Source organism: Massilia sp. UMI-21 (assembly GCA_015277795.1).
In the GTDB taxonomy this organism is placed as follows: domain Bacteria; phylum Pseudomonadota; class Gammaproteobacteria; order Burkholderiales; family Burkholderiaceae_D; genus Telluria.
In genome coordinates this window covers 153,648-173,829 of record CP063848.1, presented here as the reverse complement: position 1 = coordinate 173,829, position 20,182 = coordinate 153,648, and the positions used below count along the sequence as shown (strand labels likewise).

General features: G+C 58.2%; 23 protein-coding genes. 16 read left to right on the top strand and 7 right to left on the bottom strand.

Annotated elements, in window-relative coordinates; all coding sequences use genetic code 11:
- Window positions 1-114: 114 nt before the first annotated feature.
- On the bottom strand, window positions 115-1,299 hold the full coding sequence (locus tag IM543_00725; protein QOY94486.1) for an isovaleryl-CoA dehydrogenase: 1,185 nt from the start codon (window positions 1,297-1,299) through the stop codon (window positions 115-117).
- A gap of 121 nt (window positions 1,300-1,420) precedes the next feature.
- Window positions 1,421-1,822, bottom strand: a complete 402-nt coding sequence (locus IM543_00720) for a MerR family DNA-binding transcriptional regulator (GenBank protein QOY94485.1) — start codon at window positions 1,820-1,822, stop codon at window positions 1,421-1,423.
- Window positions 1,823-1,961: 139 nt separating this feature from the next.
- Between IM543_00720 and IM543_00715 the strand changes: the two genes are divergently transcribed.
- The 3 genes from IM543_00715 to IM543_00705 all read left to right on the top strand — a co-directional run bounded on the left by IM543_00715 (window position 1,962) and on the right by IM543_00705 (window position 3,972).
- Window positions 1,962-3,014: an MBL fold metallo-hydrolase gene (locus tag IM543_00715; protein ID QOY94484.1), complete on the top strand. Its 1,053-nt coding sequence runs from the start codon at window positions 1,962-1,964 to the stop codon at window positions 3,012-3,014.
- A 253-nt stretch (window positions 3,015-3,267) separates the two neighbouring features.
- Complete coding sequence (locus tag IM543_00710; protein ID QOY96454.1) at window positions 3,268-3,681, top strand: hypothetical protein; 414 nt, start codon at window positions 3,268-3,270, stop codon at window positions 3,679-3,681.
- A gap of 117 nt (window positions 3,682-3,798) precedes the next feature.
- Window positions 3,799-3,972 carry a hypothetical protein gene (locus IM543_00705; GenBank protein ID QOY94483.1) on the top strand — a complete coding sequence of 58 codons (174 nt, stop codon included), beginning with the start codon at window positions 3,799-3,801 and terminating at the stop codon, window positions 3,970-3,972.
- Window positions 3,973-3,984: 12 nt separating this feature from the next.
- Here the strand turns inward: IM543_00705 and IM543_00700 are convergent, their stop codons facing one another.
- Window positions 3,985-4,593 carry a UbiX family flavin prenyltransferase gene (locus tag IM543_00700; protein QOY94482.1) on the bottom strand — a complete coding sequence of 203 codons (609 nt, stop codon included), beginning with the start codon at window positions 4,591-4,593 and terminating at the stop codon, window positions 3,985-3,987.
- A gap of 4 nt (window positions 4,594-4,597) precedes the next feature.
- Complete coding sequence (gene grxD / locus IM543_00695; protein ID QOY94481.1) at window positions 4,598-4,912, bottom strand: Grx4 family monothiol glutaredoxin; 315 nt, start codon at window positions 4,910-4,912, stop codon at window positions 4,598-4,600.
- 163 nt (window positions 4,913-5,075) lie between these two features.
- On the opposite strand from grxD, the gene IM543_00690 reads away from it, so the two are divergent.
- A complete protein-coding gene (locus IM543_00690; protein ID QOY94480.1) occupies window positions 5,076-5,387 on the top strand; it encodes a hypothetical protein in 312 nt (103 codons plus the stop codon).
- Between the two features lie 76 nt (window positions 5,388-5,463).
- Window positions 5,464-5,751, top strand: coding sequence for a hypothetical protein (locus tag IM543_00685; GenBank protein QOY94479.1), 288 nt, complete (start codon window positions 5,464-5,466; stop codon window positions 5,749-5,751).
- A gap of 21 nt (window positions 5,752-5,772) precedes the next feature.
- Here IM543_00685 and IM543_00680 read toward each other — a convergent pair whose 3' ends face one another.
- Window positions 5,773-8,130: an RNA-binding transcriptional accessory protein gene (locus tag IM543_00680; GenBank protein ID QOY94478.1), complete on the bottom strand. Its 2,358-nt coding sequence runs from the start codon at window positions 8,128-8,130 to the stop codon at window positions 5,773-5,775.
- 203 nt (window positions 8,131-8,333) lie between these two features.
- Here IM543_00680 and IM543_00675 point away from each other — a divergent pair, with 203 nt between their 5' ends.
- The 9 genes from IM543_00675 (at window position 8,334) to tadA (IM543_00635) (ending at window position 16,834) form a co-directional block, all read left to right on the top strand.
- Window positions 8,334-8,639 carry a hypothetical protein gene (locus IM543_00675; GenBank protein QOY94477.1) on the top strand — a complete coding sequence of 102 codons (306 nt, stop codon included), beginning with the start codon at window positions 8,334-8,336 and terminating at the stop codon, window positions 8,637-8,639.
- A 40-nt stretch (window positions 8,640-8,679) separates the two neighbouring features.
- Entirely contained in the window at window positions 8,680-10,035 is a 1,356-nt protein-coding gene (locus tag IM543_00670) for a Tad domain-containing protein (protein QOY94476.1), read from the top strand.
- Window positions 10,036-10,045: 10 nt separating this feature from the next.
- On the top strand, window positions 10,046-10,951 hold the full coding sequence (locus tag IM543_00665; GenBank protein QOY94475.1) for a hypothetical protein: 906 nt from the start codon (window positions 10,046-10,048) through the stop codon (window positions 10,949-10,951).
- Window positions 10,952-11,004: 53 nt separating this feature from the next.
- The gene (locus IM543_00660; GenBank protein QOY96453.1) at window positions 11,005-11,808 is read left to right on the top strand and encodes a hypothetical protein; all 804 of its coding nucleotides are present in this window, start codon (window positions 11,005-11,007) and stop codon (window positions 11,806-11,808) included.
- Between the two features lie 122 nt (window positions 11,809-11,930).
- Window positions 11,931-12,587, top strand: a complete 657-nt coding sequence (locus tag IM543_00655; GenBank protein ID QOY94474.1) for a hypothetical protein — start codon at window positions 11,931-11,933, stop codon at window positions 12,585-12,587.
- Window positions 12,584-12,817: a hypothetical protein gene (locus IM543_00650; protein ID QOY94473.1), complete on the top strand. Its 234-nt coding sequence runs from the start codon at window positions 12,584-12,586 to the stop codon at window positions 12,815-12,817. The genes IM543_00655 and IM543_00650 overlap by 4 nt, the downstream gene beginning before the upstream one ends.
- A gap of 3 nt (window positions 12,818-12,820) precedes the next feature.
- Window positions 12,821-13,750 (top strand): Flp pilus assembly protein CpaB, encoded by a 930-nt coding sequence (gene cpaB, locus IM543_00645; protein QOY94472.1) that lies wholly within the window; start codon window positions 12,821-12,823, stop codon window positions 13,748-13,750.
- A gap of 46 nt (window positions 13,751-13,796) precedes the next feature.
- Entirely contained in the window at window positions 13,797-15,365 is a 1,569-nt protein-coding gene (locus tag IM543_00640; protein ID QOY94471.1) for a pilus assembly protein N-terminal domain-containing protein, read from the top strand.
- An 11-nt stretch (window positions 15,366-15,376) separates the two neighbouring features.
- Window positions 15,377-16,834 carry a Flp pilus assembly complex ATPase component TadA gene (gene tadA / locus IM543_00635; protein QOY94470.1) on the top strand — a complete coding sequence of 486 codons (1,458 nt, stop codon included), beginning with the start codon at window positions 15,377-15,379 and terminating at the stop codon, window positions 16,832-16,834.
- 71 nt (window positions 16,835-16,905) lie between these two features.
- Here tadA (IM543_00635) and IM543_00630 read toward each other — a convergent pair whose 3' ends face one another.
- The gene (locus IM543_00630; protein ID QOY94469.1) at window positions 16,906-17,691 is read right to left on the bottom strand and encodes an AAA family ATPase; all 786 of its coding nucleotides are present in this window, start codon (window positions 17,689-17,691) and stop codon (window positions 16,906-16,908) included.
- Window positions 17,688-18,767 carry an IS21 family transposase gene (locus IM543_00625; GenBank protein ID QOY94468.1) on the bottom strand — a complete coding sequence of 360 codons (1,080 nt, stop codon included), beginning with the start codon at window positions 18,765-18,767 and terminating at the stop codon, window positions 17,688-17,690. The genes IM543_00630 and IM543_00625 overlap by 4 nt, the downstream gene beginning before the upstream one ends.
- A 31-nt stretch (window positions 18,768-18,798) precedes the next feature.
- Between IM543_00625 and tadA (IM543_00620) the strand changes: the two genes are divergently transcribed.
- Together tadA (IM543_00620) and IM543_00615 are read left to right on the top strand one after the other, a co-directional pair.
- Window positions 18,799-19,290, top strand: a complete 492-nt coding sequence (gene tadA / locus IM543_00620) for a Flp pilus assembly complex ATPase component TadA (GenBank protein ID QOY96452.1) — start codon at window positions 18,799-18,801, stop codon at window positions 19,288-19,290.
- Window positions 19,291-19,297: 7 nt separating this feature from the next.
- Complete coding sequence (locus tag IM543_00615) at window positions 19,298-20,155, top strand: type II secretion system F family protein (protein QOY96451.1); 858 nt, start codon at window positions 19,298-19,300, stop codon at window positions 20,153-20,155.
- Window positions 20,156-20,182: the final 27 nt, after the last annotated feature.

Below are 20,182 nucleotides of genomic sequence, written 5' to 3'. Positions count from 1 at the left end.
GGTCTCCCGCCCACGCGTTCAACCAGTGCCAGCCTAAACGGTCTGCTTGCTGTATTTGAACGCGTGGGCGGAGAACCCGCCCACCCTACAAACGGCATCCGCCATTAAGCTGCCTTACATCGTCTCGCCGAACAGCTCGCGGCCGATCAGCATGCGGCGGATTTCGCTGGTGCCGGCGCCGATCTCGTACAGCTTGGCGTCGCGCCACAGGCGGCCGACCGGGTATTCGTTGATGTAGCCGTTGCCGCCCAGGGTCTGGATCGCCTCGCCGGCCATCCAGGTGGCCTTTTCGGCGCTGTACAGGATGGCGCCGGCGGCGTCCTTGCGCAGGGCGCGCACCGCTTCCGGCGTGGTGGCGCGGTCGCAGGCCTGGCCCACGGCGTACACGTAGGCGCGGCACGCCATCATGGTCGAATACATGTCGGCGATCTTGCCCTGCATCAGCTGGAATTCACCGATCGCCTGGCCGAACTGCTTGCGCTCGTGGATGTAGGGGACCACTGCGTCCATGCAGGCCGACATGATGCCCAGCGGACCGCCCGACAGCACGGTGCGCTCGAAGTCCAGGCCCGACATCAGCACATTGACGCCCTTGCCGACGCCGCCCAGCACGTTCTCGAGCGGCACTTCGCAATCCTGGAACACCAGTTCGCCGGTGTGCGAGCCGCGCATGCCCAGCTTGTCGAGCTTCTGCGCGATCGAGAAGCCCTTGAAGCCTTTTTCGATCAGGAAGGCGGTCATGCCGCGCGGGCCGGCCTCGAGGTCGGTCTTGGCGTACACCACCAGGGTGTCGGCGTCCGGGCCGTTGGTGATCCACATCTTGGTGCCGTTCAGCACGTAGCGGTCGCCCTTCAGTTCGGCCTTGAGCTTCATGCTGACGACGTCGGAACCGGCGTTCGGCTCGGACATGGCCAGCGCACCGACGTGCTCGCCCGAGATCAGCTTGGGCAGGTACTTGCGCTTCTGCTCTTCGTTGCCGTTGCGCTTGATCTGGTTGACGCACAGGTTCGAGTGGGCGCCGTAGGACAGGCCGACCGAGGCCGAGGCGCGCGAGATTTCTTCCATGGCGACGATGTGCGCCAGGTAGCCCATGTTGGCGCCGCCGTATTCCTCGCTGACGGTGATGCCCAGCAGGCCGAGCTCGCCCATTTTCTTCCACAGGTCCATCGGGAACTGGTCGGTGCGATCGATCTCGGCAGCGCGCGGTGCGATTTCGGCTTCCGCGAACTGTTGTACGGCTTCGCGCAGCGCGGCGATGTCTTCGCCATGGTCAAAGGTCAGGCCTGGGAGATGCAGCATGGTCGTCCTCACGGTGAACGGTGGTTGGGCAAAATTTAAGGATGAATCATACTCGCCTCTTACGTTAACGTAAACGTCAACCAGATGGCGAAAAAACGGGAGGTCCTGGCCTCCCGGTGCTTCAGGCCGCGTCCTTGCTCTCGGCGCTTTCGGCCAGCAGGCGGCGGCATTCTTCTTCGTGGGCGGAAATCTCTTCGAGCGCCATCTCGATGTCGGCGCGCTGCTGTTCCAGGGTCACGCGCTGGTGGGCCAGCACGCCGAGGAAGCGGTCGATCTGGGCGACGGTGTCGCGCGGCGACTCGTACATGTCGACGATGCTTTTAATTTCCGACAATGTCAGGCCGAGGCGCTTGCCGCGCAGGGTCAGCTTCAGGCGGGTGCGGTCGCGCGGGGTGTAGACGCGGTTGCGCCCGCCCACGCCTTCGCGCTTGGGGCTGAGCAGCCCCTGGTCCTCGTAAAAGCGGATGGCGCGGGCGGTAATGTCGAATTCACGGGCCAGTTCGGCGATGGTGTAGGTAACCATGGTGCTAGGGGTGAAGGAAAGCCTGGACAAGGAAAGCAAGGCAGGGAATCGCTTACAATCGATGCCTGCGCATTTCCGTTTACGTTAACGTTAACGGCATTGTAGCGCGCCCGCCTGTCGACGAACACGAAAGTTTTCCATGAACCCGCTCGAAGCCCAATTGCATTATCCTTTTGGCGACACGATCCCCGCGCCGGGGGAGATGCACGAACTGGCGCCTGGTCTGACCTGGATCCGCATGCCGCTGCCCTTCGCCCTCGACCACATCAACCTTTGGCTGCTGCGCGACGAGCAGGAGGGGCAAGCGGGCTGGAGCGTGGTCGATTGCGGCGCCGCTACCGAGGCCACCCGCGCGGCCTGGGAGGAAGTGCTCGCCAGGCGCCTGCAGGGCGCGCCGCTGCTGCGCGTGTTCGCGACCCATTGCCACCCGGACCACGTCGGCCTGTCCGGCTGGCTGAGCAGCCGCTTCGACATCCCGTTCTGGACCACGGCCGGGGAGTTTGCCTTCGCCCGCATGATGGCGGCGGCGCTGCCGGGTGTCGACGGTCCTTCGGCGATCCCGCATTTCGAGCGCCATGGCCTGGTGGACCCGGACATGCTGGAACAGATGCGCAGCCGCCGCAATTACTATCCCTCGCTGGTGCCTGCGGTGCCGGAAGCCTATACCCGCCTGCGCGATGGCGACTCGGTCGAGGTCGGCGGCGCGTCCTGGCGCGTGATCACCGGTTTCGGCCATTCGCCCGAGCACGCCTCGCTGTATTCGGAAGCACTGAATATCCTGATTTCCGGCGACATGGTATTGCCGCGCATTTCGACCAACGTATCGGTATTCGCAGTCGAGCCGGAAGGCAACCCGCTCGAGCTTTATCTGGAATCGCTGAAAAAGTTCACAAACTTGCCTGAAGATACTCTTGTATTGCCGTCGCACGGTAAACCTTTTCGCGGCCTGCATACCCGTATTGCGCAACTGCATGATCACCATACGGCGCGTCTCGCGGAAGTCCTGGCGGCCTGTGCCGAGCCGAAATCGGCGGTCGACATCGTGCCCCTGATGTTCCGCCGCCAGCTCGACGCCCACCAGCTCAGTTTCGCTCTGGGCGAGGCGCTGGCCCACCTGCATAAACTATGGCGCGACGGCCTGTTGCGGCGCTCGAAAGACAGCGACGGGATCATCCGCTTTCGCCTGGCCTGATGGGCCTGGAAGCGGCGGTGGCGGCCGCCGCCCAGGTATATTTGTTGCGCGCAATCGTGCGGCAATGTCATAATCTTTCCGTTAGGATAGATATTTAGCCTCATCCATCCCAGCGGCGGAAATTTTTGCAGACAATAACTGACGCAAATTCTATTAAATAATCACATCTTTGTTACTTTTTAAGGGTATGATTGTTCGCGAGGCTTCTCAGCAGCAGAAAGCCGGCCGTCCGCACACCATAGTAAGTATTGCAATGAATTCGACCAATGAACGGGAGAGCTTCAGTGAGCGCCTGCAACAGGCGCTGAAGAACGCCCACTACTCGCCCGATAGCCCGACCCGCCTCGCCAGGGAATTCAATATCCGTTTCGAAGGCCGCCCGATCACCGTCCATGCCGCGCGCAAGTGGTTGGTGGGCGAAGCCATTCCGACCCAGGAAAAGCTGCGCATGATTGCCCAGTGGCTGGGCGTGCCCGCCGATTGGCTGCGCTTCGGAGGCGCCGAACATGCCGCTACCGACACCAATGGCGGCAGCGCCCGCTTCGAATCCGCCGACGTCAAGCTGATTGCCGACCTGCAGCGCCTGGATGAACACCACCGCCAGCTCGCCCGTGAATTCATCCGCATGCTCGTGCGGATGAACCACCAGAAGCCCGAGCAAAAATAGTTTCGCAATTGCACTTTTCGTGACTGCCGGGACGCACAAACGTCCGCAGCTGGGTCATAATCGGTTTGTGGCGAGCGGATCCGCCGCCACAAGGTCACGTCAAGGAGCAGCAGCCGTATGCGAAACAACTACGCCAACACCGCCCAGCTCAAGGAACTGATGACCGCCCCGCCGATGACGGCGGCGCGTCATGCCGAGGTAATGCGACAACGCAATGCCCGGCGGCGGATGCTCGAGGAAGCGCGCGAGGCGAAGAAGGCCGACGAGCCCTTCGACGGCGACAAGCGCTGACAAGACTGGGGTTTACGAACCCTGCGTGTCTTTCATGCCGCCCCATCTGGGGGCCTGGGCGTTGTCGAGCCCGAGCAGGTCGACCGCCCGGTCGACGGTGTGCTCGACCATCTCTTCGATCGTTGCAGGACGGTGGTAGAAGCTCGGCAAGGGCGGGAACACGATGCCGCCCATCTCCGTCACGGCGGTCATGTTGCGCAGGTGCGCCAGGTTGAACGGCGTTTCGCGCACCATCAGCACCAGCCTGCGCCTTTCCTTCAGCATCACGTCCGCGGCACGCGTGACCAGGTTGTCCGACAGCCCGTGGGCGACGGCCGCCAGCGTCTTCATCGAACAGGGCGCGATCACCATGCCGTCGGTCTGGAACGAGCCGCTGGCGATCGAGGCGCCGATATCGCGGTTGCGATGGACGACGTGGGCCAGCGCCTCGGCGTCGCGCCGCTGCAGGCCGAGTTCCTGGTGCAGGGTGAGGGAAGCGGCGTCGGACACCACCAGGTGGGTCTCGACGCCGGGGGTCGCGTGCAGTCGCCGCAGCAGTTGCACGCCATAGACTGCGCCGGTCGCGCCGGTGATGGCGACGATGATCCGGCGGAGGGCGTCACCGCGCGGGCGGCCGTTCATGCGATCAGCCGTTCTTCAGCAGGGTCTGCAGTTCGCCCGATTCGAACATCTCGTTCATGATGTCGGAGCCGCCGACGAATTCGCCGCGCACGTACAGTTGCGGGATGGTCGGCCAGTTCGAGTAATCCTTGATGCCCTGGCGGACTTCCGCGTCTTCCAGGACGTTGACGGTGGCGATGTTCTCGACGCCGCAGGCCTTCAGGATCTGGATGGCGCGGCCCGAGAAACCGCATTGCGGGAACTGGGCGGTTCCCTTCATGAACAGCACGACCGGGGTGTTGGTCACGGTGTCTTTGATCCAGGTTTGAACGTCGCTCATGTGTGTGCCTTCAGTGGGGAGGATAAGATGCCGTCATTTTATAAGAATTCGGCAGGGCGGGCATGGACCGGGACCCAATCCCGGGTCGGCTGTGACAATCGACGGATTTTTGCCGGACAATCCCCGCTATGATGGCCTGTCCGCTACTCAAACGGGATTCGCCATGAACGCCCACCGAGGCTTCGCTTCCATGCCATCGCCCCTGCTGTGGTTCATGGCCGCGCTGTTCGTCATTCCCGGCCTGTACGATGTCCTTACCGGGAAGTTCCAGGACCGGCTGGAAGACCTCGTGCTCAATGCTGCCCAGTTGCTTGCGGGGCTGTTCCTGCTGTATTGCGCCGTGCTGGCCTGGCGCGACCGGCGCGGCGCGCTGGCCTCGCGCCGCACCACCATGGTCGGCTACGCCTGTTTCGGCCTGTTCTGCCTGTGCTTCGCCGTGAAGGCAGGCCTGATCGCGGTACACATGTTCCCCTGACCGGGCTGGCGCGGCTTGGGTGGGGCGCGTCGACTGCGGTATGATCGCGCGCATCGTCCATTCCCAGGTCTTATCCATGCAACAGCCACCCCGCCGCGGCCCCAACGCCGGCACGAATTTTCTCATCGCCGCCCTGCTGGGCATTCCCGGCATGATCAACCTGGTCGGCGGCATCATGCGCGCCGGTGCCGGCGAAATCATCTGCGGCCTGGCGGCGCTCGGCTACGCCGCGCTGCTGGTGCGCGACGCGCTTGCCATCCGCAAGACCGGCCGTCCGGCCATGCCGCAATCGCGCATGCTCCTGATCGGTTTCGGCTTCCTGAGCGTCTACATGGTAGGTCTCTACCTCAAGCACGCGGGCTGAGGACAGCGGCCGGCCGCCGGCTTACTTCTTCAGCTTGGCGAAGGCCGCCGCCATCGCGCCGCCGGCAGCCGGCGCCGGCTTGTCCTGGCGCTGTTGCTGATGCGCGGCCACGCGCTTGCGGTCGTCGCGGTCGGCGCGCTGCTCCGGGCGCGATCCCGGCTGCGGCGCCGCGTCCGACAGGCGCATGGTCAGCGCGATGCGCTTGCGCTTGACGTCCACTTCCAGCACCTTCACCTTCACCACCTGGCCGGCTTTGACCACCGTGTGCGGGTCTTTCACGAAGGTGTTCGACAGGGCCGAGATGTGCACCAGGCCGTCCTGGTGCACGCCGATGTCGACAAACGCGCCGAAGGCGGCGACGTTGGTGACCACGCCTTCCAGGATCATGTCGGGGCGCAGGTCCGAGATCGCTTCCACACCCTCCTTGAAGGTCGCGGTGGTGAACTCCGGACGCGGGTCGCGGCCCGGCTTTTCCAGTTCCTTCAGGATGTCGGTGACGGTCGGCACGCCGAACTTGTCATCGGCATACCGGACCGGATCGAGCGACTTGATGAGCGCGCCGTCGCCGATCACGGCCTTCATGTCGCGCTTGATATCGAGCAGGATCTTCTGGACCAGCGGATAGGATTCCGGGTGGACCGCCGAGGCGTCAAGCGGGTTCTCGCCGTTCATCACGCGCAGGAAGCCCGCCGCCTGCTCGAAGGTCTTGTCGCCCAGGCGCGGCACCGCCTTGAGCGCCGCGCGCGAGGCAAACGCGCCCTTCATGTCGCGGTAGGTGACGATGCTCTGGGCCACGCTGGAAGACAGGCCCGAGACGCGCGCCAGCAGCGGCGCCGAGGCGGTGTTCACGTCCACGCCCACCGCGTTCACGCAGTCCTCGACCACGGCGTCGAGCGAGCGCGCGAGCTGGGTCTGCGAGACGTCGTGCTGGTACTGGCCGACCCCGATCGACTTCGGGTCGATCTTGACCAGTTCCGCCAGCGGGTCCTGCAGGCGGCGCGCGATCGATACCGCGCCACGCAGCGACACATCGAGTTCCGGCAGCTCGCGCGAAGCGAATTCCGAGGCCGAATACACCGAGGCGCCGGCTTCCGACACCACGATCTTGGTGAGCTTGAGTTCCGGGCGCTGTTTGATCAGGTCCTGGGCCAGCTTGTCGGTCTCGCGTGAGGCGGTGCCGTTGCCGATCGAGATCAGGGACACGTTGTGCTTCGCCGCCAGCTGGCCCAGCACATGCAGGGCGCCGTCCCAGTCGTTGCACGGCTGGTGCGGATAGACGGTGGCGGTGTCGACCACCTTGCCGGTGGTGTCGACCACCGCCACCTTGACGCCGGTGCGCAGGCCCGGGTCCAGGCCCATGGTGGCGCGCGGGCCGGCCGGCGCCGCCAGCAGCAGCGCCTTCAGGTTGCGGGCAAACACCCCGATCGCATCGAGTTCGGCCTTCTCGCGCAGTAGCCCCATCAGCTCGGTCTCGATGTACATGAAGCTTTTGACGCGCCAGGTCCAGCGCGCGGTATCGAGCAGCCATTTGTCGGCCGGGCGGCCGGATGCCCTGATGCCGAAGGCGGCGCAGATGCGGCTCTCGCAGGGGTTGTGCGGCGCGTCCCACTTCGGCTTTTCCGGCTCCGAATCGAGGCGCAGGGCCACGTCCAGCACGCCCTCGCGGCGGCCGCGCATCAAGGCCAGCGCGCGGTGCGAGGGAATGGTGGACAGGGTCTCGGAATAATCGAAGTAGTCGGCGAACTTCTCGCCTTCGTCTTCCTTGCCGGCCACCACCTTCGATTCGACCACGCCGTGCTCCCGCACGTACTCGCGCAGCGACTGCAGCAGGGTGGCGTCTTCGGCGAAGCGCTCCATCAAAATCTGGCGCGCGCCGTCCAGCGCGGCTTTCGTGTCCGGCACGCCCGGGTTGGCGCCGCCGTCGGCATTGGTAAACGCCTCGCGCAGGTAGCCGGCGGCGGCGTCTTCGGGGTTGAGCCCCGGGTCGCCGAGCAGGGCCTCGGCCAGCGGCGCCAGGCCGGCCTCGATCGCGATCTGCGCCTTGGTGCGGCGCTTCTGTTTATAGGGCAGGTACAGGTCTTCGAGACGGGTCTTGTCCTCGGCATGGGCGATGGCGTCGAGCAGTTCCGGCGTCATCTTGTTCTGCTCCGTGATCGAGGCGACGATCGCCGCGCGCCGGTCTTCGAGTTCGCGCAGGTAGCGCAGGCGCTCTTCCAGAAGGCGCAGCTGGATGTCGTCGAGGCCGCCGGTGGCTTCCTTGCGGTAGCGTGCGATGAAGGGCACGGTGGCGCCTTCGTCGAGGAGGGCGACGGCGGCGGCCACCTGGGCCGGTCTGGCGGACAGTTCGAGGGCGAGGCGTTGTTCGATGGAAGGCAGCATGAGGCTTTTATTTGTTAAGGCGAACGGGCAATGATACGCAAACGCGACGGATGCGCCAGTCTTGACGTTGGCGGACACCTGTGCGTTCCCGTAACAGGCATCAATTTTTGGAATTTCCAGTGCGAAATAGTTGACCTCTATCATTACTGTAAGTCGTGAAGGTTACACAATGGAATCATCTGCTCACCTAACGGAGGACCCTGATGAATAAACTGATATTTAATAAGAAATGTACCGGTCAAGGAATGACCGAATACATCATTATCGTCGCTCTCATAGCAGTAGCGGCTATCGCGGTTTACCAGTTATTCGGCGCAACGGTACGAAACCAAACTGCCGGCATTGCTCAAGAAGTTGCCGGCCAGAACGGATCCGATGCGATAGCCAAAGCTGGCACTGCCGCAGACAAGGCAGCGACCGTTGCAGCAGACGCGAACAAAAATTCTCTGTCAACGTATGGGAACCAAGCCGACGCAGGGAAACAGGGCGGCGGCTCTGGTGGGCAATAGGAAACGCACGTAATTCGCTTCGCGTTCATTCCTGCGAGAGATGTACGTCAATCCAAAGTCAACCAATTACCAGTGGCCTGTCCGCCAACGTGGGCAGGCGCTTATCTATGGGCTATTCGTCCTAGCTGTTGGATTTGTAGCGCTATTCTTTTTATTTAACACTGCACAACTTTCTAGCGAAAAAACCAAGCTAGTCAATACGGCAGATGCTGTGGCATACAGCGCAGGAGTAATGCACGCGCGAGCACTAAATTTCGCGGCCTATACAAATCGTGCACTTATGGCCAACGAGGTACTAATAGCACAGATGGTGAGCGTTTCGTCCTGGATAGACTATGCCCAAGGACATGTTAGGGGGGTTCCACCGCTCAACTGCACATATCCGCCGTATTCCATTCCCGCAGCTCTTGCCCTTGTCGAATACCTACCATTGTGTGTAGCGCTCAGTTGGCCTCCGGGAGCAGTCGCTGTTAATTATGCTAAACAGGGCGTCGATATGGTTAGTCCCATCGTGATGTCCGCGTCAGAATCTGCGAAGGCTAATCTGCAATTAGCCCAATCAACGATGTTTGCTGCAATGTTGCCGGCCCGTTCGGAATTGATGCAGCAGGTGGCTGACGCGAACTATCAAAACGACGGTTCGGTTGAAGTGGATCCTCTCCCACTTATAGATGATTTCCTAATGCATGAGGGAGGCTCCTTCATTACGCGTTTCTCAAGTCAGGACCGTACAAGATTCAGGCAGGCTGAACTCACCGCTGCTAATCTAGACGAGTTCGTTCCAAACAGATCCTGGTCTTCAAAGTCTCCGTGGCCCTGCCTTCCTGTTCCGCCAAGAGGCGATGCTATCAGGACAGGCGGCACACAACTCATTGGTTTCGATGAGTGGCGGGCCAACGATGAAGCGTCTCTTACTGTTGAAAGTTTGCATATCAAGCTATTAAGCATAAAGTGCGAGACTGATGCGTACTATGACTTGGGTAGCGGCAACCGATCAGCAAGAAAAAACCAAGGAAGCTGGAACTACAGCGGCGTGCCCTCTTTTTTTGAGATTAACAAGAAGGCGCAGGACCGTGTGCCGGAGGATGGGGATTACGGGCCGACACTCAGGTTTGCTGTACGACTCGTGCGTGAGAAAGAACAAGTCAGAAATTCTGGTGGTCGCTCAGCGATTAAACCCACCGGAAAATTATCCATTTTTGAAGGAAAGGAAGCAGGTGGTGAGATGGCAGCCATCGCAACCTCTGAAGTGTACTTTGACCGCCCAGAGAAACGAACGGATAGTCGTCAGGAGCTTCCAAGCCTATTCAACCCCTACTGGCAGGTCCATCTCGTAGCTAATCCCCCGGCTGTTCTGGCCGCTGCAATTGCTAGGCAAAGCGGATCCTCTCATTGAGGAGCAGTATATGAAACTTATTTTGATTTTCGCCGCAATGTTTCTCCCAACTCTAGTGGCGAGCGCAACGACCCTCGCGGAAGAAGCGCTTCTAAGAACTCCGATGGCTCATGAAATATTTCGGGGGAGGGGGGGAGTGGTACAAGTCCATTATGTGCGTTTGCAGGGATATCTGGAAGGGAACCCTTCCAATGCAATACGTTTGGAACAACTCAAGGAGACGGTAAAAGCTTGCCTACGCCGGCGCAAGACAGAAGGGAAGCCAGTTCGTCCACCGACAACTTGGCCTGACTTCCTGCAGCGATCCCGAGAGGACGTTTATTATGCAACCAATCGCAGTATCCGCTACCTTACCAATATTGCATACGATGTGAATCAGGATGACTGCAGTCTGTATGAAAACGTCACGCAGAGCGCAGATCTTGTATCAATGGCAGGATCGTGTGACGTAGATCTTAAAGCGAAAAATGCAAAAGGTTACTGCCCTGCAGATGGCCACGCGAGCGCACCAGTTACGCGCGCTGGTCCCCCTGTCATGGCCGACGAGGTTCTCAAGCAAATGGCTGCAGATCCTCGGATGGCAACAGCTGTCGAAAACATCCGTAAGGCATTGAAGAAACTGAGCACAGCCACTGGGATGAAGCGGGAAGTTCTTGGGTTCGAATGCGAAATGTGGGATCAGCCAGCAGCACCAGGTGGAGGGACTGCTTGCTACACAAAAGCTGGGTCGTTCGTTCCAAGCCTAGGAGCCAGAAATCAAGGTGAGGCAGGAATGTTAGTTGAATTGGACACCAAATTCGGGTTCAAGATGAAAGCGGTAAGTGTGAAAACCGATACAGTGGTCAGTTCCCTCGTGTTTGTACCCTATCGTCAGGAAGGCTTTACTTCCACGAACAGCCAGCGAGGCCGGAAATGAGGTCTGCGCGCACTTTACCAGCGACACGACCTCTTCTCTATTTTCGCGGGGCAGTGGGTGGGCAAGCGCTTACGGAGTTCATTGTTCTCGCATTGGTGCTGATACCCCTCTTTCTCATCATCCCTTTGATAGCGAAGTACCAGGACATTGCCCATCATATACAAATGGCAAGTCGCTACGTCGCTTTTGAGGCAATGGCGAGGAACGATTCAATGAGTAGTTGGAAGCCTCAAAGTCAATTGGAACAAGAGGTGCAGCGGCGGTTTTTCAGCAATTCTGATGCGCCAATAAAGTCAAATGACGAAGCTGGCGACTTCAATTCCCATAGGAACGCGTTTTGGAAAGATCCGATGGGCGCGCCATTGATACGTAATTTTAATGACGACGTACGGATCAGCTTCGGTCCAGATAATATCGCCGCAATAAGAGAAAGCTTTATTAATGCTTCAGACAATGCCCCGTTCCGCGGCTTGGTCGGTGTATCTGACGCGCTGGGCCTCAATGCGCCAGGTATTCACCGTGCAAACGTAACCGTAGTTCTTGCAAACATTTCTCAGCCAGATGGGATACATGCCCGAGCATTCGAAGGCTTCAAAAACATCAACTTGACTATGAGTCGGCAGACAAGTCTGCTGATTGACCCCTGGAGTGCAAGGGACTCAGCCCAGATAGAAGAAAGGATCGACGATATACGGATATTTCCCGGATCAATGTTGACCACTGTAGCTCCGTTGGTAGATGCTGCTGTGGCGATTGTTGAAAGTCCTAGCTGCTTCAAAGGGGGATGTACCTCAGGGCCTAAGCTAGGAAAACTCGATTTTTGGCGCGACGTAGTGCCAAATGACAGGCTCAAATAGACGTAATGATAAATTTCTATGTCGGCGGATTCACGCGTTGCGTCCTATTCGTTGCAGTGTCGCTCGCCTTTATATGCTTGCCGTCCAGCGGCGCGGGGATTGTCCAGCGAGGATGGCCTGTTGTGACCTTCCCTAAAGACACGACGACGTATTCGATTGGTGATCAAATCACCGTTAACGGCATGCCCCTGAAAATCGAAGGCTTTCTTGCGAGATCTAGCCCTCATGTTATGGCCAAATGGTTTCGCGGACGTTTGGGGGAACCCATGGTAGAGACCAAGTTAGAGAACGCACTCATTCTCGGTAAGGCCCAAGAGGGCTATTTTATAACCATACGAATGGTCCCGGCAGGCGTAGGCACAAACGGGACGCTGACTGTTTCCAATTTGAAGGCGGCATACGACAGTCGGGATGTAACAAAAACTGCGCTGAGTCGCTTACTTGACCGCTTGCCAGCAGGATCAAAAATCGGTACGGTAATGATGTCGGCTGACGGCGGCAAACTAAGCAAATATTATGCACTGTCGAATAACCATGGTGAGGAGGTTAATCGTAACCATATTCTGGACCTGATGCGCGACGAGGGGATGAGCTTGCAGTTTCAAGCCGCGACTGAAGAAGAAAGACTGGCGAGTCGGACTCTGAAGATTTTAAAAAACGGTAAGACTTTATTCTTTCGAGGCAAAAAAAAAGAAGCAGTTGCTGTCATTGGAAGAACGTCAGAAGGCCCAACGATCGTTCAGGTCAACGTCATCAGCGAGGAAGAAATCAAAAAATGAATAATCCGCACAACAGCAATAGAATTTCTCGTCATAAAGAAAAGAAGGACGCTGGCCAGGCGATGATGGATTACTTGGTAGTTTGCGCTGCTCTCGCGTTCGCACTGTTCTATCCAATCCAAGACGACCAGACAAGCCCGGACAAGGCCCGAACAACAGTGCAAATTGTCTTGGATTCATTCAAGCAGGCTTATCAGAACATCAGCTACGCGATTTCTTTGCCGGGGTAAGTGATGAAACTAGATATCTTTAGTAAGTTTCGGCAGTTCAGACCGACCAGAACGTGGGTCGTGCTCGGCGTCGCAATTGGTATCGGCACTGTCGCAGCATTCGCTGCACGGAGCTATCTGGCCAGCCAAATTGACGAGATCGAGGCCCGAGCGAAAGGAAAAACAGTTGCGGTAGTGGTAGCAAAAGTCGACATTCCCAAGGGTGAAAAGCTTTCTTCAGCCACCGCGGCGGTGCGGCACATCCCTATCGAATTCGCTCATTCAGGCGCCATCACGCCCGATCAGTTTGATCGTGTTGAAGGACAAGTCATCGCCCATCCTTTGAGAAGTGGCGAAATGATTCTTTGGGGACTGATGGAAAGCCAGAAAGCGCCAACATTTTCGGCACGCGTCGGGCCGGGCCGTCGAGCGATTACAGTTGCCGTAGACGAGATCAATTCCATTTCCGGGATGCTTGAACCGGGCGACACCATTGATCTTATCGCGACCGTTGATCGAGGAGGTCGGCCTGCGACATTCCCGCTGTTGCAAAGTGTGATGGTCATGGCAACAGGACAGCGGTCCGTTGATGATGCCACTACTGGGGACCGACGGCATTTTTCTACCGTGACACTCGATACGACTCCACAGCAGGCACAGAACTTAATCGTCGCGCGCGAGGTCGGAAAATTAACTGCATTGTTAAGGAATCCTCAGGATAAGCAAGTAATAGGCAAGTTGCGCGAAGACTTATTTTCAGCAGCTGCCTCAGAACCCATCGACCGGTCGCGAGCAAGACGTTCGGTCCCGGTGATCTACGGTGGAAACCTCTCCAAGCTTGGACCTGACGCTCTTCGGCTGCCGTTGACAGCGGTCAACCCGCCTGATTTTGTTGGGCCACATGCCACGCCACCAATCGCTTCCTTGAGTTCTCAAATGCACGAGCAACGTTAAAGAGCCGATCTGGCATCGACTTTATCTCCATAGAAAAGGGGAACTCATGCATCAGACTGCAGCTAATCTCTACATACTCTTGCGCGAGCGCTTGTCCTCCCGAAGCAAGGTTTCAGTGAGTCTTCTTGCGTTAAGTGTGATTCCTGCCATTTCGATGGCCGGCGACGGTCTCGGTGCCGCGGAGAGTACGAAGGCGCCCATGACCGGCGTTTCACCACACCTTCGCATCACTCCAGTCCCACATAATCGCAAAACAGAAGAACGACCTGCCAAATTTCAGGAATCGTACGCACCTGTAAGAGACCTGGAAGATCCGAATCCGGTGCCGGAAATTCAGATGTTTGTTGGCGAATCCAGAGTGTTTCCCGCCCCTGGCGTGGCCAGAATTGCAGTTGGTAGTGGAGAAGTGCTAACCGCGTCTGCGCTTGACGACAATCAGGCCATCATTTTCGCTAACGGCGCTGGTACCTCCACACTGTTTCTTTGGCACAGGGATGGGCGCTACCAGCGAATTAAGGTAACGGTGGTACAAGGTGACACGTCGCGCGTTGCGCGTGAGGTCTCGGCCTTTCTCAGCAAAATTCCCAAAGCGACAGTGTCGGTCGTTGGCGACAAGGTCATTGTGGAAGGCGAAGAACTGTCTGACGCCGACCGGGAAAAGGTCGCAGAGTTAGCAAAAAGATACCCTCAGATAGTCAATTTCACCAGCCCGATTGGGTGGGAACAGATGGTGATGATGGATGTGAAGGTGGTCGAGTTTCCTAAAAGCGAATTGCGTGAACTCGGATTGAAATGGGGCTCTACCGGAGGAGCAGCGATCGGTGCAATCTGGAACCCCGCGGGACGGGGAAGTCAAAATGATTTTCAGCTGGCAGTACCCGAGGGTCCAGTCTCCCCAAGAGTTGAAGGGGCGCCACCATTCCCCGCATCGTTGACCGTTCTAAGTACGATCAATTTGGGCCTGAACGCCAAATTGAATCTCCTCGAGCAAAACGGCAAGGCAAGCATACTGGCGGAGCCGCAGTTGTCGACGCGAAGCGGTTACAAGGCGAGTTTTTTAGCCGGCGGTGAATTTCCCTACTCCGTGGCGACTGTTAGCGGTGTCACCGTCCAATTCAAGCCTTATGGCATCAAATTGGACATCGAGCCAAGAGTCGGCGCAAATGGTGTCATCCGCGCTGTGATCGATTCTGAAGTAAGTTCCCTGGATACTTCAATTACAACCCCGTCGGGCCCAGGACTCTTGAGCCGCCGGACGAAAACGGAATTCAACGTCAAGACCGGAGAGACCATTGTACTCTCAGGACTTTTGCAGCGCACGATGAGTACCGATGTCGACAAATTGCCGATGCTTGGAGATATTCCAGTCTTGGGGGCGCTCTTCCGTTCCAAGCGATTCCAAAACAAAGAAACTGAACTCGTTGTCTTCGTGACACCAACTGTAGTCGATAGTCGGAGCAAGGGATTAGTCGATCGTATCGAGCGCACAACAGAGCAACTCGGCAAACAATTAGGAAAAACTCCCTATCTCAGCGATCCGATCCAGCCTGCCAGCAATGCAGCGGATTTTAATAAGGTCCCTACGTCGTCTGCTGGAACGAAGACTGATAGATAAGGAGATGGACCATGCTACAAGTCGAGATCACTAGCCAAGACGGTGAGCCGCGCTTGGTGCAAGTACCCGATGAATGTGTTATCGGCAAGGGCGTGCAGAATGAGATCCGCCTGGACAGCTGGCGCATTGGAAAGGAACATGCGCGCCTTTTCAAGACTGGGAAGGGACTCTTCATCGAAGATCTCGGGGCGTTCCTCGGAGTGCTCGTTAACGCTGAACGGGTGACGTCCCAGCATGGACCTCTGTTGAAAGATGATGTCATTCGAATAGGCCCATTCAGGCTCCGCGTGTCCGAGATTGGGACAGACTCCGGCGTGGTGCAAGCTGCGTCGCCCAGATCACGGTCGAACTCTGCTGCCTATCGTAACCAGTTGGCAACAGAAGAGATTCGCGCGTCACGCGAGTTCGCCGAACGCAGGCAGGATGAGGTCAGGAGAGCCCAAGCGGCTCAGCTGGCTGACCCATCTGTGCTGCGTGAGCAACCTGCTGCGGTGGCATCTGGTAATTTTGCATTGGTGGTCGCACAGGATCCACGGCGCCGAGAACTGGAATTCGAGTGGCGAAAGCGCATCCATACCAGATTGCTCGAGACAATGGACTTGCGCCGGCAAGACGTGTCAAGCATGGCAGATGAGGAGCTTCGCAAGCAAACGAGTGCATTGATCAACCAGATCATGCTCGAGCAAAGCCTGGAAATCCCTCAGTCACTAGATCGAGAACTGCTGTGTAAGCAGGTTTTGAATGAAGCGGTCGGGCTTGGACCTTTGGAGGAACTGCTTGACGATGACAGCGTCACCGAAGTGATGGTCAACCGTTTCGACGAAATCTATATCGAACGGAATGGTCGGCTGCAGAAGCACCCATTGACCTTCACTGGGGACAGGGCAGTACTTGGTGTGATCGAGCGTATCGTCGCGCCGCTAGGGCGGCGGATCGACGAATCATCTCCAATGGTCGACGCACGGCTCAAGGACGGATCACGGGTAAATGCAATTATTCCTCCGCTTGCCCTCAAAGGGCCAGCCCTAACCATCCGCAAGTTTGCGAAGCGTAAGCTGGCGGCAGAAGATCTAGTGAGTTTTGGAGCAATCAGCCGGGAGATGGCAAATTTTTTGGAAGTTTGCGTTACGGCTAGAAAGAACATCATTGTGTCGGGTGGGACTGGCTCAGGTAAAACGACGCTTCTCAACATCCTTTCAAACTTCATTCTTCCTCACGAACGTGTCATCACCGTAGAAGACGCTGCCGAACTAAAGTTGCGTCACGAGCACTTGATCAGTCTTGAATCACGGCCTCCTAACGTGGAAGGAAAGGGTGCAGTCCACATCCGTGATCTGGTGAAGAACACATTGCGTATGCGTCCAGATCGTATCGTCGTTGGTGAGTGCCGTGGCGCGGAGGCGCTTGACATGCTGCAGGCGATGAACACTGGACACGAAGGCTCTTTGACGACTGTCAACGGCGATTGAAAACTGATACAGATTTCGTCGTGCCAGCGATTTAAAACTGATACACCGCCGTTGCCGAACACCGTCCGCGTTCAGCCAACTTCTGCAACATCGCTCCCCCTCATCATCCCGGCCTGGCGCTGGTGCTTCAGCCGGTAGCTTTCCCCTGCAATCGGCACGATGTGCGCGTGGTGCAGCAGCCGGTCGAGCAGGGCCGCGGTCAGCGTCGTGTCCTGCGCGAAGGTCGTGTCCCACTGCCCGAACGGCAGGTTGCTGGTCACGATCAGGCTGCTACGCTCATACAGGGCCGCGATCACCTGGAAGAACAGGTTGGCCTGTTCCCGGTTCATCGGTAAATAGCCGATCTCGTCGATGATCAAGAGCCGATACGCCTTGATCGCGCGGTGCATCACCGCTTTCAGATTGTTCTGCGTATGCGCCGTCGACAACGCCAACATCAAGTCGGCCGCCGTCGTGAAGCGCGTCTTGATGCCTGCCTGCGTGGCCTTGTAGCCCAGTGCCATTGCCAGGTGCGTCTTGCCTACGCCGCTGGGCCCGACCAGCACCACGTTTTCATGCCGTTCAACGAAGCCCAGGCCGGCCAGTTCCTCGACCTGGCTGCGCTTGACGCCTTTGGCGAAGTCATAGTTGAACTCGTCCAGCGTCTTCACTGCCGGGAACCCGGCCAGCCTGGTCATCATGCTCTGCTTGCGTACGTTGCGTCCGGCGGCTTCTTCCCTCAAGAGCCCCTCCAGGAAGTCGCTGTAGGCCATCTCCTGCTTCGCCGCCTTCTGGGTTGCGGCGCCATAGCCCTGTGCCACGAACGGCAGGTTCAGGCTCTCGCACAACGCCGCGATACGCTCATGCTGCAGGTTCATGCCGCCACCCCTTCAGTAACCCGCACCAGCAGCGCGTCGTACACCTGTAGCGGATGCTGTACTGGAGACGGTTGCGCGATCCGCTCCACCACCGCCGCCGGCCGCGGCGCCGCAGGTGCTGCAGTACTCGTTTGCGGCCTGGCTGCCGCGATGTCCGCCCGCCACGGTGCCGGTAGCGCTTGCAGGTGCTCCACCTCCCGCTTCAATGCTTCGGCTGGCGGCTCTCCGGTTGTTCCGTGGATGCGCGCATTGGCCACGTCGCGCAACCAGTGGGCCACTTCCACGTTGGCCGTCACGACGTCGAGCTTCTGGCCGCTCTGCGCGAGCCGGCTCGCCAGCGGCACGTAGAACGAACGACGCAGGTAGCCGTTGAATCGTTCGACCTTGCCCTTGGTCTTGGCCCGGTACGGCTGGCACAGCTTGATCACGAAACCGCTATGCCTGGCGTAGTCCAGGAAGCCGGCGTGGAAGCGGTGCTCGCCTTCGCCGTACGCATCGCGTTCCAGCACCACCGTCTTCATGTTGTCGTACAGGACCCGCCGCGTCACGCCACCGAACGCCGCAAAGGCGCGCTCGTGGCAAGCGATCAGGGTCTCCACCTTCATGTTGCTGACGAACTCCACGTAGCTCGCCCGGCTAAAGCCGAGCGTCGCGCAGAACGCGTGCAAGGGTGCGCTGCCTTTACGGAATTCGACCCAGTCCACCTGCAGCTGCTCGCCCATCGCCGTCTCGAAACGCACCACCGGGTCGGCTGGAGGCGCCGGGCGCAAGGTGCGCAGAAAGGCCCTCAACTGGCTCATGCCGCCCTCGTAGCCGCGAGCGGCGATCTCGCGGTACAGCACGGTGGCCGGAATCACGTCGGGCTGAGCGGCTTGCTGCCGATCTCTCAGGTACTGCTCGAATTGCGCCAGCTTCGTCTGGCGTTTGACCTTGCGTTCGTACTTCGGCACGGCCTCCAGGGCCAGATGCCGGCGTACCGTGTTCACTGCGCAGCCTACCTCGGCGGCGATCTGCCGAAGGCTTAACCCATGCCTCTTCAGGAGTTGAATTTCCACGTACACCTCTTTGGGTTTCAAGGCCGCTCCGCAAAGCGGCCATCTTCTCAAAATGGTGTATCAGTTTTCAATCGCTGCCTGTATCAGTTTACAACCGCTGCTGACAACGACCTTGCATGCGAATACACCCCGTGATGGGTTAGCGCGACTGGAAACAATGGTCCTGATGGCCGGCATGGATCTGCCATTGACAGCGATCCGCGAGCAGATTTGTTCGGCGGTGGACATCGTCGTGCAGCAGACGCGCTTCTCATGTGGTTCCCGCAAGGTGACGAGCATCACTGAGGTAACCGGGATCGAGAGCGGAAAGATCCAGTTACAAGAAGTTTTCAAGTTCGTCAGCAAAGGCTATGGCAATCCGGGGAGGAACGTGCCCAACAAGGTTCAGGGGTATTTCACGGCGTGCGGCCTAATCCCTACTTTCTACGAAGAACTCCGGGCTGCTGGGACGGATCTAGACATGACAATCTTCAAGCCCCACGAACAAGAACGGGTGGCCGAAGATGATTTCGTCTCTGATGAGCACTATCAAGGCAGGAAGTGAGGCAGATATGGAGTCGAACTCGATCACGATCATTACAGTTGTGATTGCCGTCTCGGTAGCAATGCTTGCCTGGTTTGCCGTTGAGGTAGGCACAAACGCAATGGCGGCATACAAGACCAAGTTTTCCGAACGGGCTCAGTTCCGAGCACAGGAGTTCTTCGTTTTTATCGACGGCCGGCTTCTGTTTCTCTCGAATATTGCAATCATGGCTCTAGGAGGAATTATCGCTTGGCTAATGTCCGGCAGCATTGTACTGGCAATCCCTGTTTTTCTTGCGATGGGGCTTTTCCCCAGATGGTTGTTTCAATGGATGCGCATGCGACGCCGGCGCCATTTTGAAGAACAGTTGCCAGACGCACTACTCATGCTGTCTGGTGGGTTGAAGGCTGGCGCGAGTTTGAGTTCGGCAATCGCTCAGTTGGTGGCAGAAGCACCGGCACCGCTCGGGCAGGAATTTTCACTGATGTTGCGCGAGCAAAAACTAGGTGTGACGCTTGAACAAAGCCTGAATAACTTACATCGGCGAATGCCCACCCAAACAACAGTTTTGGTGGTTTCGGCAATGCGCATAGCAAACGAAACAGGTGGGGGGCTAGCCGAAACACTGGAGCGCACCTCCAACACTATCCGAAGCCGGCTGCAGATGGAGGGAAAGATTAGCGCGCTGACGGCGCAAGGCAAGTTGCAAGCCTGGGTTGTCGGTTTTTTACCCATTGTACTGCTATTGGTACTTCAGAAAATGGAACCGGAGGCGATGGCGCTGCTGTGGACTACGCGGATTGGCTGGGGGGCGCTGGTTGCGCTTGTGTTCCTTGAGTTCATGGGTATCTTTGTAATTCGGAAAATTATCGCTATCGATGTTTGAAAGGTCCACTGTATTAACCAAACTAGG

Excerpts from the sequence above, each read along its gene's own strand:
- IM543_00725 (QOY94486.1), bottom strand. The coding sequence starts at position 1,299 with ATGCTGCATCTCCCAGGCCTGACCTTTGACCATGGCGAAGACATCGCC.
- IM543_00720 (QOY94485.1), bottom strand. The coding sequence starts at position 1,822 with ATGGTTACCTACACCATCGCCGAACTGGCCCGTGAATTCGACATTACC.
- IM543_00715 (QOY94484.1), top strand. The coding sequence starts at position 1,962 with ATGAACCCGCTCGAAGCCCAATTGCATTATCCTTTTGGCGACACGATC.
- IM543_00710 (QOY96454.1), top strand. The coding sequence starts at position 3,268 with ATGAATTCGACCAATGAACGGGAGAGCTTCAGTGAGCGCCTGCAACAG.
- IM543_00705 (QOY94483.1), top strand. The coding sequence starts at position 3,799 with ATGCGAAACAACTACGCCAACACCGCCCAGCTCAAGGAACTGATGACC.
- IM543_00700 (QOY94482.1), bottom strand. The coding sequence starts at position 4,593 with ATGAACGGCCGCCCGCGCGGTGACGCCCTCCGCCGGATCATCGTCGCC.
- grxD (QOY94481.1), bottom strand. The coding sequence starts at position 4,912 with ATGAGCGACGTTCAAACCTGGATCAAAGACACCGTGACCAACACCCCG.
- IM543_00690 (QOY94480.1), top strand. The coding sequence starts at position 5,076 with ATGAACGCCCACCGAGGCTTCGCTTCCATGCCATCGCCCCTGCTGTGG.
- IM543_00685 (QOY94479.1), top strand. The coding sequence starts at position 5,464 with ATGCAACAGCCACCCCGCCGCGGCCCCAACGCCGGCACGAATTTTCTC.
- IM543_00680 (QOY94478.1), bottom strand. The coding sequence starts at position 8,130 with ATGCTGCCTTCCATCGAACAACGCCTCGCCCTCGAACTGTCCGCCAGA.
- IM543_00675 (QOY94477.1), top strand. The coding sequence starts at position 8,334 with ATGAATAAACTGATATTTAATAAGAAATGTACCGGTCAAGGAATGACC.
- IM543_00670 (QOY94476.1), top strand. The coding sequence starts at position 8,680 with ATGTACGTCAATCCAAAGTCAACCAATTACCAGTGGCCTGTCCGCCAA.
- IM543_00665 (QOY94475.1), top strand. The coding sequence starts at position 10,046 with ATGAAACTTATTTTGATTTTCGCCGCAATGTTTCTCCCAACTCTAGTG.
- IM543_00650 (QOY94473.1), top strand. The coding sequence starts at position 12,584 with ATGAATAATCCGCACAACAGCAATAGAATTTCTCGTCATAAAGAAAAG.
- cpaB (QOY94472.1), top strand. The coding sequence starts at position 12,821 with ATGAAACTAGATATCTTTAGTAAGTTTCGGCAGTTCAGACCGACCAGA.
- IM543_00640 (QOY94471.1), top strand. The coding sequence starts at position 13,797 with ATGCATCAGACTGCAGCTAATCTCTACATACTCTTGCGCGAGCGCTTG.
- tadA (QOY94470.1), top strand. The coding sequence starts at position 15,377 with ATGCTACAAGTCGAGATCACTAGCCAAGACGGTGAGCCGCGCTTGGTG.
- IM543_00630 (QOY94469.1), bottom strand. The coding sequence starts at position 17,691 with ATGAACCTGCAGCATGAGCGTATCGCGGCGTTGTGCGAGAGCCTGAAC.
- tadA (QOY96452.1), top strand. The coding sequence starts at position 18,799 with ATGGTGTATCAGTTTTCAATCGCTGCCTGTATCAGTTTACAACCGCTG.
- IM543_00615 (QOY96451.1), top strand. The coding sequence starts at position 19,298 with ATGGAGTCGAACTCGATCACGATCATTACAGTTGTGATTGCCGTCTCG.